This window comes from Pseudomonas sp. 15A4 (assembly GCF_016925575.1).
In the GTDB taxonomy this organism is placed as follows: domain Bacteria; phylum Pseudomonadota; class Gammaproteobacteria; order Pseudomonadales; family Pseudomonadaceae; genus Aquipseudomonas.
The window spans coordinates 319,465-334,254 of record NZ_CP068986.1 but is presented as its reverse complement, the minus strand read 5'-3'; the positions used below and the strand labels follow the sequence as shown (position 1 = coordinate 334,254).

At 59.9% G+C, this 14,790-nt stretch carries 13 protein-coding genes; 8 read left to right on the top strand and 5 right to left on the bottom strand.

Annotated features, from left to right (window positions below; all coding sequences use genetic code 11):
- Window positions 1–61 precede the first annotated feature (61 nt).
- Window positions 62–274 (bottom strand): hypothetical protein, encoded by a 213-nt coding sequence (locus JN403_RS01535; RefSeq protein ID WP_205484901.1) that lies wholly within the window; start codon window positions 272–274, stop codon window positions 62–64.
- Window positions 275–699: 425 nt separating this feature from the next.
- Between JN403_RS01535 and azu the strand changes: the two genes are divergently transcribed.
- Window positions 700–1,146, top strand: a complete 447-nt coding sequence (azu, locus tag JN403_RS01530) for an azurin (protein WP_122533806.1) — start codon at window positions 700–702, stop codon at window positions 1,144–1,146.
- Here azu and JN403_RS01525 read toward each other — a convergent pair whose 3' ends face one another.
- From JN403_RS01525 to JN403_RS01510, 4 genes are all read right to left on the bottom strand, one after another.
- Window positions 1,147–2,175 carry a DUF1338 domain-containing protein gene (locus JN403_RS01525; RefSeq protein WP_205484900.1) on the bottom strand — a complete coding sequence of 343 codons (1,029 nt, stop codon included), beginning with the start codon at window positions 2,173–2,175 and terminating at the stop codon, window positions 1,147–1,149.
- 164 nt (window positions 2,176–2,339) lie between these two features.
- Window positions 2,340–3,167: an ammonia-dependent NAD(+) synthetase gene (gene nadE / locus JN403_RS01520; RefSeq protein WP_205484899.1), complete on the bottom strand. Its 828-nt coding sequence runs from the start codon at window positions 3,165–3,167 to the stop codon at window positions 2,340–2,342.
- Window positions 3,168–3,227: 60 nt separating this feature from the next.
- The gene (pncB, locus tag JN403_RS01515; protein ID WP_122533803.1) at window positions 3,228–4,427 is read right to left on the bottom strand and encodes a nicotinate phosphoribosyltransferase; all 1,200 of its coding nucleotides are present in this window, start codon (window positions 4,425–4,427) and stop codon (window positions 3,228–3,230) included.
- 306 nt (window positions 4,428–4,733) lie between these two features.
- The gene (locus tag JN403_RS01510; protein WP_205484898.1) at window positions 4,734–5,639 is read right to left on the bottom strand and encodes a LysR substrate-binding domain-containing protein; all 906 of its coding nucleotides are present in this window, start codon (window positions 5,637–5,639) and stop codon (window positions 4,734–4,736) included.
- 156 nt (window positions 5,640–5,795) lie between these two features.
- Here JN403_RS01510 and JN403_RS01505 point away from each other — a divergent pair, with 156 nt between their 5' ends.
- From JN403_RS01505 to JN403_RS01475, 7 genes are all read left to right on the top strand, one after another.
- Window positions 5,796–7,286 carry an aldehyde dehydrogenase family protein gene (locus JN403_RS01505; RefSeq protein WP_205484897.1) on the top strand — a complete coding sequence of 497 codons (1,491 nt, stop codon included), beginning with the start codon at window positions 5,796–5,798 and terminating at the stop codon, window positions 7,284–7,286.
- A gap of 175 nt (window positions 7,287–7,461) precedes the next feature.
- Window positions 7,462–8,745 (top strand): FAD-binding oxidoreductase, encoded by a 1,284-nt coding sequence (locus JN403_RS01500; protein WP_205484896.1) that lies wholly within the window; start codon window positions 7,462–7,464, stop codon window positions 8,743–8,745.
- Window positions 8,746–9,101: 356 nt separating this feature from the next.
- Window positions 9,102–10,238: an ABC transporter substrate-binding protein gene (locus tag JN403_RS01495; protein ID WP_122625637.1), complete on the top strand. Its 1,137-nt coding sequence runs from the start codon at window positions 9,102–9,104 to the stop codon at window positions 10,236–10,238.
- Between the two features lie 184 nt (window positions 10,239–10,422).
- Window positions 10,423–11,337, top strand: coding sequence for a branched-chain amino acid ABC transporter permease (locus JN403_RS01490; protein WP_037015668.1), 915 nt, complete (start codon window positions 10,423–10,425; stop codon window positions 11,335–11,337).
- A 2-nt stretch (window positions 11,338–11,339) separates the two neighbouring features.
- Complete coding sequence (livM, locus tag JN403_RS01485) at window positions 11,340–12,635, top strand: high-affinity branched-chain amino acid ABC transporter permease LivM (RefSeq protein WP_205484895.1); 1,296 nt, start codon at window positions 11,340–11,342, stop codon at window positions 12,633–12,635.
- Entirely contained in the window at window positions 12,635–13,510 is an 876-nt protein-coding gene (locus JN403_RS01480) for an ATP-binding cassette domain-containing protein (protein WP_172610552.1), read from the top strand. The genes livM and JN403_RS01480 overlap by 1 nt, the downstream gene beginning before the upstream one ends.
- Window positions 13,507–14,223, top strand: coding sequence for an ABC transporter ATP-binding protein (locus JN403_RS01475; RefSeq protein ID WP_065987777.1), 717 nt, complete (start codon window positions 13,507–13,509; stop codon window positions 14,221–14,223). Before JN403_RS01480 ends, JN403_RS01475 begins: the two co-directional genes overlap by 4 nt.
- Window positions 14,224–14,790: the final 567 nt, after the last annotated feature.

The following is a 14,790-nucleotide window of genomic DNA, read 5'->3' as shown; positions in this document are numbered from 1 at the left end:
GGAGCAAGCTCACGCCTACAGGCTTTCGCGTTCATCCATCCCATTGCGCTGAATCAGACGATCACTCGGCAGGCTTTTCTTCAGCGGAGCCTTTTACTTCGACGGAGCCTTCAGCTTCGGTAGCGCCTTCAGCGTTTTCGCCGTCTACGGCTGTACCTTCTCCAGCCTCTGCTTCAGCCTTCTCGGCCTGCTTGCGCTGTGCTTTTTCCTCTTTCTTTTGCTCTTTTGCCAGATCACGTTGGCGTTTGGCGAAGGAATAGTTGGGTTTGGCCATGGGCAGTCCTCGAGGCAGACGATAAGTCAGCACATTCTGCCTGAGAATGGTGCAAAACCGGCGTGGTATTTTTCCTCACCCGGTCATCGATGCCGGTCAGTCTCCCGCCGGTACAGGTCTCAGCCGTTGGAAACAGCGCGTTGATAGACGCCGTAAGCCTGGCTGGCGCGGTCGTAACTACCCGATGCGCCACAGGCGTAAGCGGCAAGCAGGCTGCGGAAAATGCTGGAAAATTGCATGGGATCGTCCTGAAGGTGGGTGACAGGGCGATCTTATGCAGCCATCTTAGCGCTGACTGTTTGATTGTCTCGATGGCCCTGATAGAGGCCTCGCAGAGATGACCGGCAATAACGGTTGTTGAATTGTTCTAATTCAGGGCTGTCTTTGTATACGAAATCAAAGGCCACCCCACCAGGAGACGCACCATGATTCGCAAGCTTGTCGCTGCATCCGTTCTGACTTTGGCCAGTGGGCACCTGCTGGCGGCCGAATGCTCGGTCGAGGTCGATTCCACCGATCAGATGACGTTCACCACCAAGGCCATTGAAATCGATAAGAGCTGCAAGCAGTTCACCGTCAACCTGAAACACTCCGGCAGCCTGCCGAAGGCCGTCATGGGCCACAACGTGGTCATCAGCAAATACGATGACATGTCGCAGATCGCCACTGACGGCATGAGCGTTGGCATCGATAAGGATTATCTGAAGGACGGTGACACGCGCGTCATTGCACACACCAAAGTCATCGGTGGAGGCGAGTCGGATTCGGTCACCTTCGACGTCTCCAAACTGGATCCGGCCGAGAAATACGGCTTCTTCTGCTCCTTCCCCGGCCACATCGGCATGATGAAAGGCACTGTCACGCTGAAGTGATCATTGGGCCTGCTTCGAGTCGGTCATCTTGAAGATGCCCTGGGCGTTGCTGCTGTCGAAGTTGAGATCGATCTTGCCGTTGTCAGGGTCGATCTTGCGCTGAATGAACTCCACGAATGAGCCCGGCACCTTGTGCGTCACCACGGCGCCCTCGGCGTTCAACAGCCCTCGGTTTACCGTGCAGGCCTTGTACGCGGTCTGCATGACCCTTCCCGAACCTGACACCTCGATGCTGTCCTTCATCGGTCGCTCGCGCCGATGCTGTTCGGCCACCGTCGCTTCCAGATCCACCACCCGATCCGTCAGGTGATTGAAGCTGTTGCCTTCGGTGGCGATCCACGCCATTTCCGCGCTTTCGCTGAGCAGTTGGCGATAGTCATCTTCCCGAACGACGCCGTGCTGGCGGTCAAACGCTCGATACAGCGCCGGCAGCAGACGGGTGGCTTCGGCGACACTGCAATGCCGGGTGGTGCGCAGGCGATTGAGGATGCTCAGGTCTTCAGGACTCAACGGGTCGCGGCTCGAACCGACGACACGGCTGACCGCCTCTTGAAACGGCTGACTGAGTCGGCCGGGGTGCAGTTCGGAGACGAAGAACTGCGCGATGTCTTCCGGCAGGTCCATCTGGCGATAGCCCCAGCCGGTCATATTCAGTTTGGTCAGCGGGTAAGTGCGCACATCGGTGAAGCCCAGCGGCTCCAGCAGGCGCGAGAAGGCCTGACGCCCGCGCGGTAATTCACCGTTGTCTGCCCAATCGACGGTGCGAATGGCGCCATGGTCGAACACCACCTTGCGGCCGCCCTCGAATTGCTCGTCCACATAGCGAAGGCCAGCGGGCACGGCCTCTACCAGCTTGTGGAACAGGCAGAGGTTTAACGCTTCGGCCAGCCAGGCCCGATGGACCGCCTCGTCAGACCACGAGAAGCCACCCAATGCTTGTGGCACCTCGACGCGATGTTCGAGCCACGCCGCAGCGGGCTGGCCAACGGTGGACGCTACGAGGGTGAAGAGGCCTTGGAAAGGAGTCATGGATAGCGGCTCTGGGCGGGGAAGTCAGAGCGCTATGTAAGCCGTGATGACGAGCGCCATCAAGCGAAAAGAAATAACGGGTTCATTCCGTTTTTGAATGCAGCGCGTTTGCCGCCCGATGAATTTTTTATGCAAAACCCATCGGACGCATTCGTTGCTACGCGTTATGGCGCGTACGGCAGATCCCGTTTGTGCTGGGTCTTGCGGTAGGTGCTGACAATAATCTCGGCGGTTTCCTGCTTTACCGGTTCGCCGTGGAGGAAGGCGTCGATCTCGGCGTAGCTGATGCCGTGGGCCGCTTCGTCGGGTTTGCCGGGGACCAGTTCTTCGAGGTCGGCGGTGGGGACTTTCTCGACCAGGTTTTGCGGCGCGCCGAAGCTGCGCGCGATTGCGCGGACCTGGTTCTTCACCAGACCGCTTAACGGCGCCAGGTCGCAAGCGCCGTCGCCGAACTTGGTGTAGAACCCCATGACCGCTTCAGCCGCATGGTCGGTGCCGATGACCAGACCGCCTTTTACGCCGGCAATGGCGTACTGCGCGACCATCCGCGCCCGGGCCTTGATGTTGCCCTTGACGAAATCCACGGCACTGGCGGCCTGGCCTTCGAAGGCTTTGATCTGATCAACCAGCCCTTTCACCGAGGGCGCGATGTCCACCGTGTGGCGCTCGTCCGGGTTGATGAAATCCACCGATGCCGTGGCTTCATGTTCGTCGTGCTGGATGTGATACGGCAGGCGCACGGCGATGAAGGTGTAGGCATCGTCGCCTGTACTTTCACGCAGCTCGCGGATGGCGCGTTGGGCCATCAAACCCGCTGTCAGCGAATCCACGCCGCCACTGATGCCCAGTACAAGCACTTTCAGGCGGGCGTTATTCAGGCAGTCCTTGATGAATTGCACGCGGCGGCTGACTTCCGCCTGCAGCGCTCCGTCATTGGCGAAAGGCGGCTGGACGTTGAGCTGCCGGGCGATCTCGCGCTGTACGTCTTGCATGATTGACTCCTTGAGCAAAAAAGGAATGGCATGGAAAAGAGGCGGCGGTCGGTGCTCGACTCAGGATGGCACCTTGAATACGTGGAGCAGGTAGGACACGAACTCCGGGTCCTTGCACTGGGTTTTGCCGGGCTCGTCGGAAATCTTGGCGACGGGCTGGCCGGCGCAGGCGGTCATTTTCAGCACGATGCTCATTGGCTGGATCCCCGGGATGTCGGCGGTCAGGTTGGTGCCAATCCCGAAACTGACGTTGATGCGACCACGCAGCGCGCGGAATATTTCCAGCGCCTTCGGCAGGTTCAGGCCATCAGAGAACACCAGCGTCTTGCTCATCGGCTCAATGCCCAGCTTCTGATAGTGCCGGATGCATTTTTCGGCCCACTGCACAGGATCGCCCGAGTCGTGGCGCAGGCCGTCGAAGAGTTTGGCGAAGAACAGGTCGAAGTCGCCGAGGAAGGCATCGGTGGTGATGCAGTCTGTCAGCGCAATACCCAGCAGGCCGCGGTATTCGCGCACCCAGCAATCGAGCGCGGCAATCTGGCTGTCAATCAGGCGCGGGCCAAGTTGCTGATGGGCCATGATCCATTCGTGGGCCATGGTACCGAGGGGTTTAAGGTCGAATTTGCGCGCCAGGTGCACGTTGCTGGTGCCGACGAACTGGCCGGGGAAATCCTTTTTCAACACCGAAACGACGTCCTCCTGCACCGCGTAGGAGAAGCGCCGGCGCGTGCCGAAGTCAGCCACTTTCAATTCCGCCAGTTCGTCGGCAGTGGCGGTTGCATTCAGCCAGTCGAATTTGCGGTACAGCTGGTCGCGGGCCTGACTGAGCAGGGTTTCGGGGTTGCGATGGCGATTGCGGACTTCGCTGACGATGGCCAGGACAGGCACTTCGAAGAGGATCACGTGCAGCCAGGGGCCTGAAAGGCGGATGCACAGTTCGTCGTTTTCGATGGTGGTCTGGACGTAGCGCAGGTTGAAGCGGAACAGCCCGAGGAAACGCAGGAAGTCGGGCTTCATGAAGTTGATGCGTTCCAGGAAACCGGTCTCCTCGACGCTCAGCGACAGTTCGCAGAGCTGCTCGATCTGATGGCGGATTTCGGTCAGGTACGGCCGGAGATCTTCACCGTTGCGGCAGCGAAACTCCCACTCCACTTCGACGTTGGGGTAGTTGTGCAGCACGGCCTGCATCATGCTCAGCTTATAGAGGTCGGTATCGAGCAGGTTCTGCACGATGCGGTCCGCGAAAGCGCTCTCACTCATTGTGTCGCTCCAGCCAGCAGCGGCCGCCAAGGTGCGGCCCGGGATTCAATTGGGTGTCGCATACAACCTTGCGGTAGCGCTGTGGCGGTACGTCCGGTTTGTTATTGACGATGGCCGACATAATGCCAGTCGTCGTGGAAGAGGGGCAGAAATGTTTCAGCGATCGTGGGACCGGCTTTAGCCGGGAAGGCGTCGGTGGTCACGGCGCAGATGTGATCGTATGCAAACTGGCCTCTTCCCGGCTGAAGCCGGTCCTACTATGAGATTGCGCGACGTCAGTAGGACCGGCTTTAGCCGGGAATGTTTTTACTGCGGCGTTGGTTCGTTGAGCTGTTCGAGCATCCACTCCACAAACACGCGAATCTTTGGCACTTCGGCCGCGTGCTCCGGGTACGCCAGGTAATAGGCGTCCTGGCTCGGCAATGCGTGGGGCCAGGGGATGATCAGTTTGCCGTCCGCCAGCTCTTCTTCCACCAGAAACCGGGGCAGCAGCGCGACGCCGCAACCCACTTGCGCCGCACGAATACACATATAGATCGTCTCGAAGCGGGGGCCGTGATAGCTGTGTTCGGTCTGGTAGCCCTGACTTTCGAACCAGTCATGCCAGGCCTGGGGACGATGCGCGTTTTGCAGCAGGACCAGATCGGTCAATTGCGTAGGGTCGGTGAAGGGCTCCTCAGGCACGCTGCCTGGAGCGCAGACCGGGACGAGTTCTTCACTGAACAGCTTCACGCTCTCGGCACCGGGTCGGGCGCCACCGCCAAAATAGAACGACAGGTCGCAGCGGCTCTGCGCCAGGTCATCGCTCTCCTGTTCGTTGACCAAGTCCAGATGAATGTGCGGATGACGCAAGCGCCAGCCTTTCAGCCGCGGCACCAGCCAGCGGGCGCCGAAGGTCGAGGGTGTCGACACGCGCAAGACTTCGGTTTCGCCGCCGTAGGAACGCAGGAAGTGCGTCGACATTTCCATCTGCGAGAGCACTTTGCGCACTTCGCCCAGGTACAGCGCGCCGGCTGGCGTCAATTGCAGGCGCCGACGAACCCTTCGAAACAACAGGTGCTGCACCAATTCTTCGAGCTGGGCGACCTGCTTGCTGACGGCGCTCTGAGTGAGGTTCAGTTCCTCGGCCGCGCGGGTGAAACTCAGGTGACGGGTCACCGCTTCAAAACATTGCAGCGCGGTGACCGACGGGAGATGGCGTTTGCTCAGCATAATCGGCTCGTTCAGCATCAGCATGAAAAAACGGAATGATATCTCGCTTAATCGTCGTTTGTTGCAGTGTCGCCGGCCAGCTATTACTAGAGGCTGACGAAATAATCAGTATTTGGCATTCCGCTTTCGCGCTTACGATCAGTTTCAGGAGAAACCATGCTCAACGACCTGCTTACCCGACTCGGTGTCGATGCCGCGCTTTATCAAGAGGGCGACAAGCCTGTTCACACGCCGATCGATGGCAGCCAGGTTGCGTCGGTAAGCTGGGAAAGCGCTGCCGAAGTCGAGCAGCGCATCACTCGCGCCGACCACGCATTCGAGGCATGGCGCAAAGTGCCTGCGCCCCGTCGCGGCGAGCTGATCCGCCTGTTTGGCGAAGCCCTGCGCAAGCACAAGGCCGATCTCGGTGAGCTGGTGTCGTGGGAAGCCGGCAAGATCACTCAGGAAGGGCTGGGCGAAGTGCAGGAAATGATCGACATCTGCGACTTCGCCGTCGGCTTGTCGCGGCAGATGTACGGCCTGACCATCGCGTCCGAGCGCCCGGGCCACCACATGCGTGAAACCTGGCACCCGCTGGGCGTCGTCGGCGTCATCAGCGCGTTCAACTTCCCGGTGGCGGTCTGGTCGTGGAACACCGCGTTGGCGCTGGTCTGCGGTAACTCGGTGATCTGGAAACCGTCGGAAAAGACCCCGCTGACCGCGCTGGCCTGCCAGGCATTGTTCGATAAAGTCGCCGCTGAATTTTCCGACGCCCCGCAGTACCTCACCCAATGCATCGTCGGCGGCCGCGAAGCCGGTGAGGCGTTGGTCGATGACGCCCGCGTCGCGTTGATCAGCGCCACTGGCAGTACGCGCATGGGCCGCGAAGTGGCGCCGAAGCTCGCTGCACGTTTCGCCCGCAGCATTCTGGAGCTGGGCGGCAACAACGCGATGATTCTGACCCCGAGTGCCGACCTGGATCTGGCCGTGCGCGCGGTGCTGTTCAGCGCTGTCGGCACGGCCGGTCAGCGTTGCACCACCCTGCGTCGTCTGATTGCGCACTCGTCGGTCAAGGCCGAGTTCGTCGAGCGCCTGAAAGCGGCGTACGCCAAGGTGCGTATCGGGCATCCGCTGGAAGGCAATCTGGTCGGTCCGCTGATCGACAAGCAAAGCTATGAAAACATGCAGGAGGCGCTGGAGCAGGCGCTAAGCGAAGGCGGCAAGGTGTTTGGCGGCAAGCGCCAGTTGCAAGATAAATTTCCGAACGCTTACTACGTCTCGCCGGCGATCGTCGAAATGCCGGAGCAGAGCGATGTCGTGCGCAGCGAAACCTTCGCGCCGATTCTGTACGTGGTCGGGTACGAGGAATTCAGCGAGGCGGTGCGCCTGAACAACGACGTGCCCCAAGGTTTATCGTCCTGCATCTTCACCACTGACGTGCGCGAGGCCGAGCAATTCATTTCGGCGTTGGGCAGCGATTGCGGCATTGCCAACGTCAACATTGGCCCGAGTGGTGCAGAGATTGGTGGCGCGTTTGGTGGCGAGAAAGAAACCGGCGGCGGTCGCGAGTCCGGCTCGGATTCGTGGAAGGGCTACATGCGTCGCCAGACCGCCACGGTGAACTACTCCCGCGAACTGCCGCTGGCGCAGGGGATTACGTTTGATTGATGCCATCTGATCGAGCGCGTTCTGATAGATGATCGTGCCCACGCTCTGCGTGGGTACGCATCCCCAGGCGCTCTGCGCCTGCTTGTAGTGACGCGGAGCGTCATCGGCTGCATTACCACGCGGAGCGTGGGAACGATCAATTCGAATCATCGTTGTCTCTTTCCGAGGTTTTGCGATGCCGTTACGCGAAGAATGTCTGTGGGAAACGCTAACGCCGCAAAGGCCGGAAGCGCCCGCGTTGAGCGGGGAAGTGACTGTCGATGTGTGTGTCATCGGCGCAGGCATCACGGGTTTGTCGGCGGCCATTCATTTGCTCGAACAGGGCAAGACCGTCGCTGTCGTCGAAGCCCATCGCACCGGGCAGGGCGGGTCCGGCCGGAACGTAGGACTGGTCAACGCCGGCCTGTGGATTCCGCCTGACGAAATCGAAGCCGGCTTCGGCGAAAAAGTCGGCAGCCAGCTCAACACCATGCTCGGCAATGCACCGTCGCTGGTGTTCAGCCTGATCGAAAAATACGCCATCGACTGCCAGGCGACGCGCAAAGGCACACTGCACATGGCCCACAACGCCAAAGGCGAGCAGGACTTGCGCAGCCGTGAAGAACAATGGAAACGTCGCGGCGCGCCTGTGGAATTGCTCACCGGCAAAGCCTGCCAGGAAGCGACCGGCACCACCGAGATTACCTCCGCTTTACTCGATCACCGCGCGGGCACCATCAACCCGATGGCCTACACCAGCGGGCTGGCGGCGGCCGTCACGCAATTGGGTGGCCAGCGTTTCGATCACTCGCCGGTCAAACGCCTTGAGCGACAAGGTGCGCGCTGGTGCGTGGTCACCGAAAACGGCGCGGTGCTTGCCGAGCAAGTCGTCATCGCCTCCAACGCCTACACCGAGGGCGAGTGGACCGAGCTTCGGCGTAACTTCTTTCCCGGCTACTACTATCAAGTGGCCTCGGCGCCCCTGGCCGAAGACGCGGCGCAGCAGATCTTACCGGGCGGGCAGGGCTCCTGGGACACGCGGCAAGTGCTCAGCAGCATTCGTCGCGATGCCGATGGCCGGCTGTTGCTGGGCAGTCTGGGCAATGGCAATCAGAAGCCCGGCTGGTTTCTCAAGGCGTGGGCTGATCGGGTGCAGCAGCATTATTTCCCGTACCTCAAACCGGTTGAGTGGGAATGCACGTGGACCGGCTGCATCGCGTTCACGCCCGATCACCTCCTGCGAATGTTCGAGCCTGCACCAGGACTGGTCGCTGTCACCGGTTACAACGGCCGGGGCAACACCACAGGGACAGTCGTTGGCAAAGCTTTCGCCGATTATCTGTGCAGCGGCAACGCCAGTGTCCTACCCATCCCCTTTGCGCGAATGCAGCCGCTGGCGGCCGTCGGACTGCGCAGCTCTTTGTACGAGGCTGGCTTCTCGCTATACCATGCGGGCCAATGCCTCAGAATCGTGATCTGAGAAGAATTCTCTCTCCAAAACAACGCTTTCTCCTACATCCACTACCCTCAAATGGTGCGGCCCGTAGCGGAACCGCACCGACGGTGTGCAGTTCGGTGACGCGTGCTGTTACAACAGGGTTGTACAGGTGCGGATGAAGCGGTTGCGCGCCCGTGCCGCCAGGGTTGCTCTTTTGAAGTCGTGAGGTTGCACCTTGCGCGGTTTAGACGGTTGCACGCCCTATGAAAAAGGGCAGAAATCAGTCGGATAGCAACAAAACGACCAGTTTCTCAAGAATAAAAAACCGATGGCACGCCACTTGCTCGCAGCAGCTCTGTGGTCGCAGTGCTAATTAAAAAACCCAGGAGCACCAACTCATGTCGCAGACGTTCTACAGAAAAGGCTTTCTCGCACTCGCAGTGGCTACTGCCATGGGTGCGGCTTCATTTGCGCAGGCAGCCGACATCAAGATCGGCGTTGCAGGTCCGATGACGGGCGCCAACGCCTCGTTTGGCGAGCAATACATGAAGGGCGCTCAAGCAGCTGCCGATGCCATCAACGCTGCGGGCGGCGTCAACGGCGATAAGATCGTCCTGACCGCCTACGACGATGCGTGCGAACCGAAACAGGCCGTTGCCGTTGCCAACAAGGCCGCGTCCGACAAAGTTGCCGGCGTTGTCGGTCACTTCTGCTCCTCCTCGACCATTCCTGCGTCGGAAGTCTATGACGAAGCCGGCATCATCGCGATCACCCCTGGCTCCACCAACCCGACCGTGACCGAGCGCGGCCTGAGCGCCATGTTCCGTATGTGCGGCCGTGACGATCAGCAAGGCATCGTGGCCGGCGACTACATCGTCGACGTGCTCAAGGGCAAGAAAATTGCCGTCATCAACGACAAAGACACCTACGGCAAAGGCCTGGCAGACGCCACCGCCAAGCAGCTGACCGCTCGCGGCGTGAAGCCGGTGCTGGAAGAAGGTCTGACCCGTGGCGAGAAAGACTTCAGCGCCCTGGTCACCAAGATCCGCTCCGTTGGCGCTGACGTCGTTTACTTCGGCGGCCTGCACCCGGAAGCCGGTCCACTGGTCCGCCAACTGCGTGAGCAAGGCCTGAAAGACGTCAAGTTCATGTCCGACGACGGCGTTGTGACCGACGAGCTGGTGACCACCGCTGGCGGCGCGCAATACGTCGACGGCGTGTACATGACCTTCGGCGCCGACCCGCGCATGCTGCCAGACAGCAAGGCCGTGGTTGAGCAGTTCCGCAAATCCGGCTACGAGCCAGAAGGCTACACCCTCTACGCTTACGCTTCGGTTCAGGCCCTGGCCGCTGGCTTCAATGGCGCCAAGTCGAACAAAGGCGAAGACGCTGCCAAGTTCCTGAAAGCCCACCCGGTCAAAACCGTCATGGGCGAGAAAGCCTGGGACACCAAGGGCGACCTGAAAGTCTCTGACTACGTGGTGTACCAGTGGGACAAGGACGGCAAATACCACCAGCTCGAAAAGCAGAAGTGAGTTAAGCGCTTAGTCGGATCTGCTGTTTCCCGGGGGTGAGCCGGGAAACAGCCTGATCCGGTAATCGGCGCTGTCTGACGGCGGCGCCGGATTTCTTCTGTTGCCACTGTGTGCGCCGCTCTATTCCTCACGAGGGAATGGTCGCGCGCGCCAGGTCGGCCTTTCAAGTTCGTGAGCGTGCGTGATGGACGGTATTTTCCTGCAGCAAATGGTCAACGGCCTGACACTGGGCTCGGTCTATGGCCTGATCGCCATCGGTTACACGATGGTCTACGGCATCATCGGCATGATCAACTTCGCCCACGGCGACGTTTACATGATCTCCGCCTACCTCGCAGCCATCGGTCTCGCCGTGCTGTCGTTCTTCGGCGTTGAGTCATTCCCCTTTCTGATTCTCGGCACACTGATCTTCACCATTGTGGTGACCGGTGTGTACGGCTTCGTCATCGAGCGAGTGGCGTACAAACCGCTGCGTAACTCGACCCGTCTCGCGCCGCTGATCAGTGCGATCGGCATCTCCCTGATTCTGCAGAACTACGCGCAGATCGCTCAGGGCCCACGCCAGCAAGGCGTACCGACCCTGCTCGAAGGCGCCATGCGCTTCGATGTCGGCAGCGGTTTCGTACAGATCACCTACACCAAAATCTTCATCCTGATCGCCGCCTTCGTCGGCATGGGCGTACTGACCTACATCATCAAGTACACCAAGCTGGGCCGGATGTGCCGCGCCACGCAGCAGGATCGCAAGATGGCCTCGATTCTGGGCATCAACACCGACCGAGTCATTTCCTACGTGTTCGTCATTGGCGCGGCCATGGCGGCACTGGCTGGCGTGCTGATCACCATGAACTACGGCACATTCGACTTCTTCGCCGGCTTCGTCATTGGCATCAAGGCGTTTACCGCGGCGGTACTGGGCGGCATTGGTTCGTTGCCGGGCGCCATGCTCGGCGGGCTGATCCTCGGGGTTGCCGAGTCGCAGTTCTCCGGTCTGATCAATTCCGACTACAAAGACGTGTTCAGTTTCGGCCTGCTGGTAGTGATTCTGATCTTCCGTCCCCAAGGCCTGCTGGGTCGCCCACTCGTGGCGAAGGTATAACCATGTCTGCACCTACTAAACCCATTGATATCAAACAAAGCCTGATCGACGCGGTAATCGCCGGCTTGCTGGCGCTGATCGTGTTCGGTCCGATCGTCGGCATCGTGCTGGACGGCTATGGCTTCAACCTGCAGCCAGGACGCGTGGCCGTGCTGGTGGGCGTGGTCGTTGTCGGTCGTTTCTTCATGAGCCTGTTCCTGCAGACGCCGAAGGGCGTGGCCATCGCGCAGAGCTTTGAAAATTCGGGCTCCGGCGTGCACGTGCTGCCGCCGGGCTACAAGACACGGCTGCGCTTTATCATTCCGCTGATGATCCTGATCGCGGTGATCTTCCCGATCTTCGCCGACAAGTACGTGCTGACCGTGGTCATCCTCGGTCTGATCTACGTGTTGCTGGGACTGGGCCTTAACATTGTGGTGGGCCTCGCCGGTCTGCTCGACCTGGGTTATGTGGCCTTCTATGCAATCGGCGCATACGGCCTGGCGCTCGGCTATCAGTATCTGGGCCTGGGGTTCTGGTCGGCGCTGCCGCTGGCAGCGATTGCGGCGGCGCTTGCCGGGTGCATCCTCGGCTTTCCAGTGCTGCGCATGCATGGGGATTACCTGGCGATCGTGACCCTGGGCTTCGGCGAGATCATTCGTCTGGTGCTCAACAACTGGCTGTCGTTCACCGGCGGACCGAACGGCGTGCCGGTGCCTGCGCCGACCTTCTTCGGTCTGGAATTCGGGCGTCGAGCGAAAGACGGCGGCATCCCGATCCACGAATATTTCGGCTTCGAATACAACCCGGACCTGAAATTCATCTTCATCTACACCGTGCTGTTCCTGGTCGTGCTGGCTGTGCTGTACGTCAAGCACCGCCTGACGCGCATGCCGGTCGGCCGCGCGTGGGAAGCCCTGCGTGAAGACGAAATCGCCTGCCGCTCCATGGGCCTGAATCACGTGCTGGTCAAGCTGTCGGCCTTCACCATCGGCGCGTCGACGGCCGGTCTGGCGGGCGTGTTCTTCGCCAGCTATCAAGGCTTCGTCAACCCGACCTCGTTCACCTTCTTCGAGTCGGCGTTGATTCTCGCCATCGTCGTGCTCGGCGGCATGGGGTCGACCGTCGGCGTGGTCATCGCGGCATTCGTGCTGACCGTCGCACCGGAACTCTTGCGCAGCTTCGCGGAATACCGCGTCTTGCTGTTCGGCATCCTCATGGTGCTGATGATGATCTGGCGTCCCCGTGGCCTGATCCGCATCAGCCGTACCGGCGTGCAGCCACGCAAAGGCGTGCTGGCCAAAGTGGAGGGCGCGTAATGAGCGAAGAAATCGTTCTGTCCGTCGAAAACCTGATGATGCACTTCGGCGGCATCAAGGCCCTCAGCGACGTCAGCCTGCAAGTGCGGCGCAACTCGATCTTCGCCCTGATCGGCCCGAACGGCGCCGGCAAGACCACCGTGTTCAACTGCCTGACCGGCTTCTACAAAGCCACCGGCGGGCGTATCGAGCTCAATGCGCGAGGCAAGAAAACCAACGTCATTCAGTTGCTCGGAGAGCAATTTCGCGCCGCGGACTTCGCGTCGCCGAAGCGCTTCGGCAGCCGGCTGTACTACAAGATGTTTGGCGGCACGCACTTGGTAAACCGTGCAGGGCTGGCGCGTACCTTCCAGAACATTCGCCTGTTCAAGGAAATGTCCGTCGTCGAGAACCTGCTGGTCGCACAGCACATGTGGGTCAACCGCAACATGCTGGCCGGCATCCTCAACACCAAGGCCTATCGCAAGGCCGAAGAGGACGCGATGAACACGGCGTTCTACTGGCTCGAAGTGGTGGATCTGGTGGACTGCGCCAACCGTCTGGCCGGTGAGCTTTCCTACGGCCAGCAACGTCGTCTTGAGATTGCCCGCGCCATGTGCACGCGCCCTCAGGTGATCTGCCTGGATGAACCCGCCGCTGGCTTGAACCCGCAGGAAACCGAGGCGTTGAGCGGCATGATTCGCCACCTGCGCGACGATCACGACATGACCATCGTGCTGATCGAACACGACATGGGCATGGTCATGGGCATTTCCGACGACATCGTCGTGCTCGACCACGGCAACGTGATCGCCAAGGGCAAACCGGAGCAGATTCGCAACGATCCGAAAGTGATCGCGGCGTATCTGGGCGCTGATGAAGAGGAGTTGGTATGAGCAAGCCGATCCTCGAACTGAAAGAGATCGATGTGTATTACGGGCCAATCCAGGCCCTCAAGAAAGTCTCGATGCACATTGATGAGGGCGAGACGGTCAGCCTGATCGGCTCCAACGGCGCGGGCAAGTCCACGCTGCTGATGTCGATCTTCGGCCAGCCGCGCGCGGCCAGTGGCCAGATCATCTATCAGGGCACCGACATCACCCACAAGTCGTCGCACTACATTGCGTCCAACGGCATCGCGCAGTCGCCGGAAGGCCGCCGCGTGTTCCCGGACATGTCAGTGGAAGAAAACCTGATGATGGGCACCATCCCCATTGGCGACAAACATGCCAGCGAAGACATGCAGCGTATGTTCGAGATGTTCCCGCGGCTCAAGGAGCGTCGCAATCAGCGGGCGATGACCATGTCCGGCGGCGAGCAGCAAATGCTCGCCATCGCTCGCGCGCTGATGAGCCGTCCCAAGTTGCTGCTGCTGGACGAGCCGAGCCTGGGTCTGGCGCCGATCATCGTGAAGCAGATCTTCGCGACGCTGCGTGAACTGGCGCAGACCGGCATGACCATCTTCCTGGTCGAGCAGAACGCCAACCATGCGCTGAAGCTGTCAGACCGCGCTTACGTGATGGTCAACGGCGAGATTCGTCTGACGGGCACGGGTAAGGAATTGCTCACGAACGAGGAGGTCAGGAACGCCTATCTCGGCGGTCACTGATTCCTGATCACTGCTGTAAAAACAAGCCCCGGGTGGATAACTTTCGGGGCTTTTTTATGGCAAAGCCGAATTGTGGAAAACAATTTTGAAGAGCAGTGAAAACGCGACATATAGCCGCTGCAAATCGCTGTTTTGTCACGCTTTTGACTTGTTCAGTTTTACTGTGGAAGTGACTGTGAATAAGTTGGGAGCAGCTAGCTGGAGGCCTTTATTTACGGGGCTTACAGCCTGTTGATCAATATTTGACCAGTTGTTTCGGCCGGTATTTTAATGAGGTTTGTCAACGTTCTTGTGGCTGTTTTTTTATACAGTCTTTATTCGGCGCCTGCCTGTGGATAAGTCTGTGCGCAACCGTTGGAAAGACCGCCGCAGGTAGCGCAATCTGTGGCCTCGCCCGCGTATTCCTGTCCATGCGCCCAAGTCCTGGGCGAAGTCGACGGCAGATGGCCCATGGCCGGTCAAGTAAAAACATCGTTCGAGTTGCCCACATGTCCCGTATGCCGGGACTCTTGGCATTTTGAGTTGCCCCCAAAAAAGGGTTGCCTGACTGTGGATAAGATGGGCAAA

Coding starts and splice junctions, on each gene's coding strand:
- JN403_RS01535 (WP_205484901.1), bottom strand. CDS start 274: ATGGCCAAACCCAACTATTCCTTCGCCAAACGCCAACGTGATCTGGCA.
- azu (WP_122533806.1), top strand. CDS start 700: ATGATTCGCAAGCTTGTCGCTGCATCCGTTCTGACTTTGGCCAGTGGG.
- JN403_RS01525 (WP_205484900.1), bottom strand. CDS start 2,175: ATGACTCCTTTCCAAGGCCTCTTCACCCTCGTAGCGTCCACCGTTGGC.
- nadE (WP_205484899.1), bottom strand. CDS start 3,167: ATGCAAGACGTACAGCGCGAGATCGCCCGGCAGCTCAACGTCCAGCCG.
- pncB (WP_122533803.1), bottom strand. CDS start 4,427: ATGAGTGAGAGCGCTTTCGCGGACCGCATCGTGCAGAACCTGCTCGAT.
- JN403_RS01510 (WP_205484898.1), bottom strand. CDS start 5,639: ATGCTGAGCAAACGCCATCTCCCGTCGGTCACCGCGCTGCAATGTTTT.
- JN403_RS01505 (WP_205484897.1), top strand. CDS start 5,796: ATGCTCAACGACCTGCTTACCCGACTCGGTGTCGATGCCGCGCTTTAT.
- JN403_RS01500 (WP_205484896.1), top strand. CDS start 7,462: ATGCCGTTACGCGAAGAATGTCTGTGGGAAACGCTAACGCCGCAAAGG.
- JN403_RS01495 (WP_122625637.1), top strand. CDS start 9,102: ATGTCGCAGACGTTCTACAGAAAAGGCTTTCTCGCACTCGCAGTGGCT.
- JN403_RS01490 (WP_037015668.1), top strand. CDS start 10,423: ATGGACGGTATTTTCCTGCAGCAAATGGTCAACGGCCTGACACTGGGC.
- livM (WP_205484895.1), top strand. CDS start 11,340: ATGTCTGCACCTACTAAACCCATTGATATCAAACAAAGCCTGATCGAC.
- JN403_RS01480 (WP_172610552.1), top strand. CDS start 12,635: ATGAGCGAAGAAATCGTTCTGTCCGTCGAAAACCTGATGATGCACTTC.
- JN403_RS01475 (WP_065987777.1), top strand. CDS start 13,507: ATGAGCAAGCCGATCCTCGAACTGAAAGAGATCGATGTGTATTACGGG.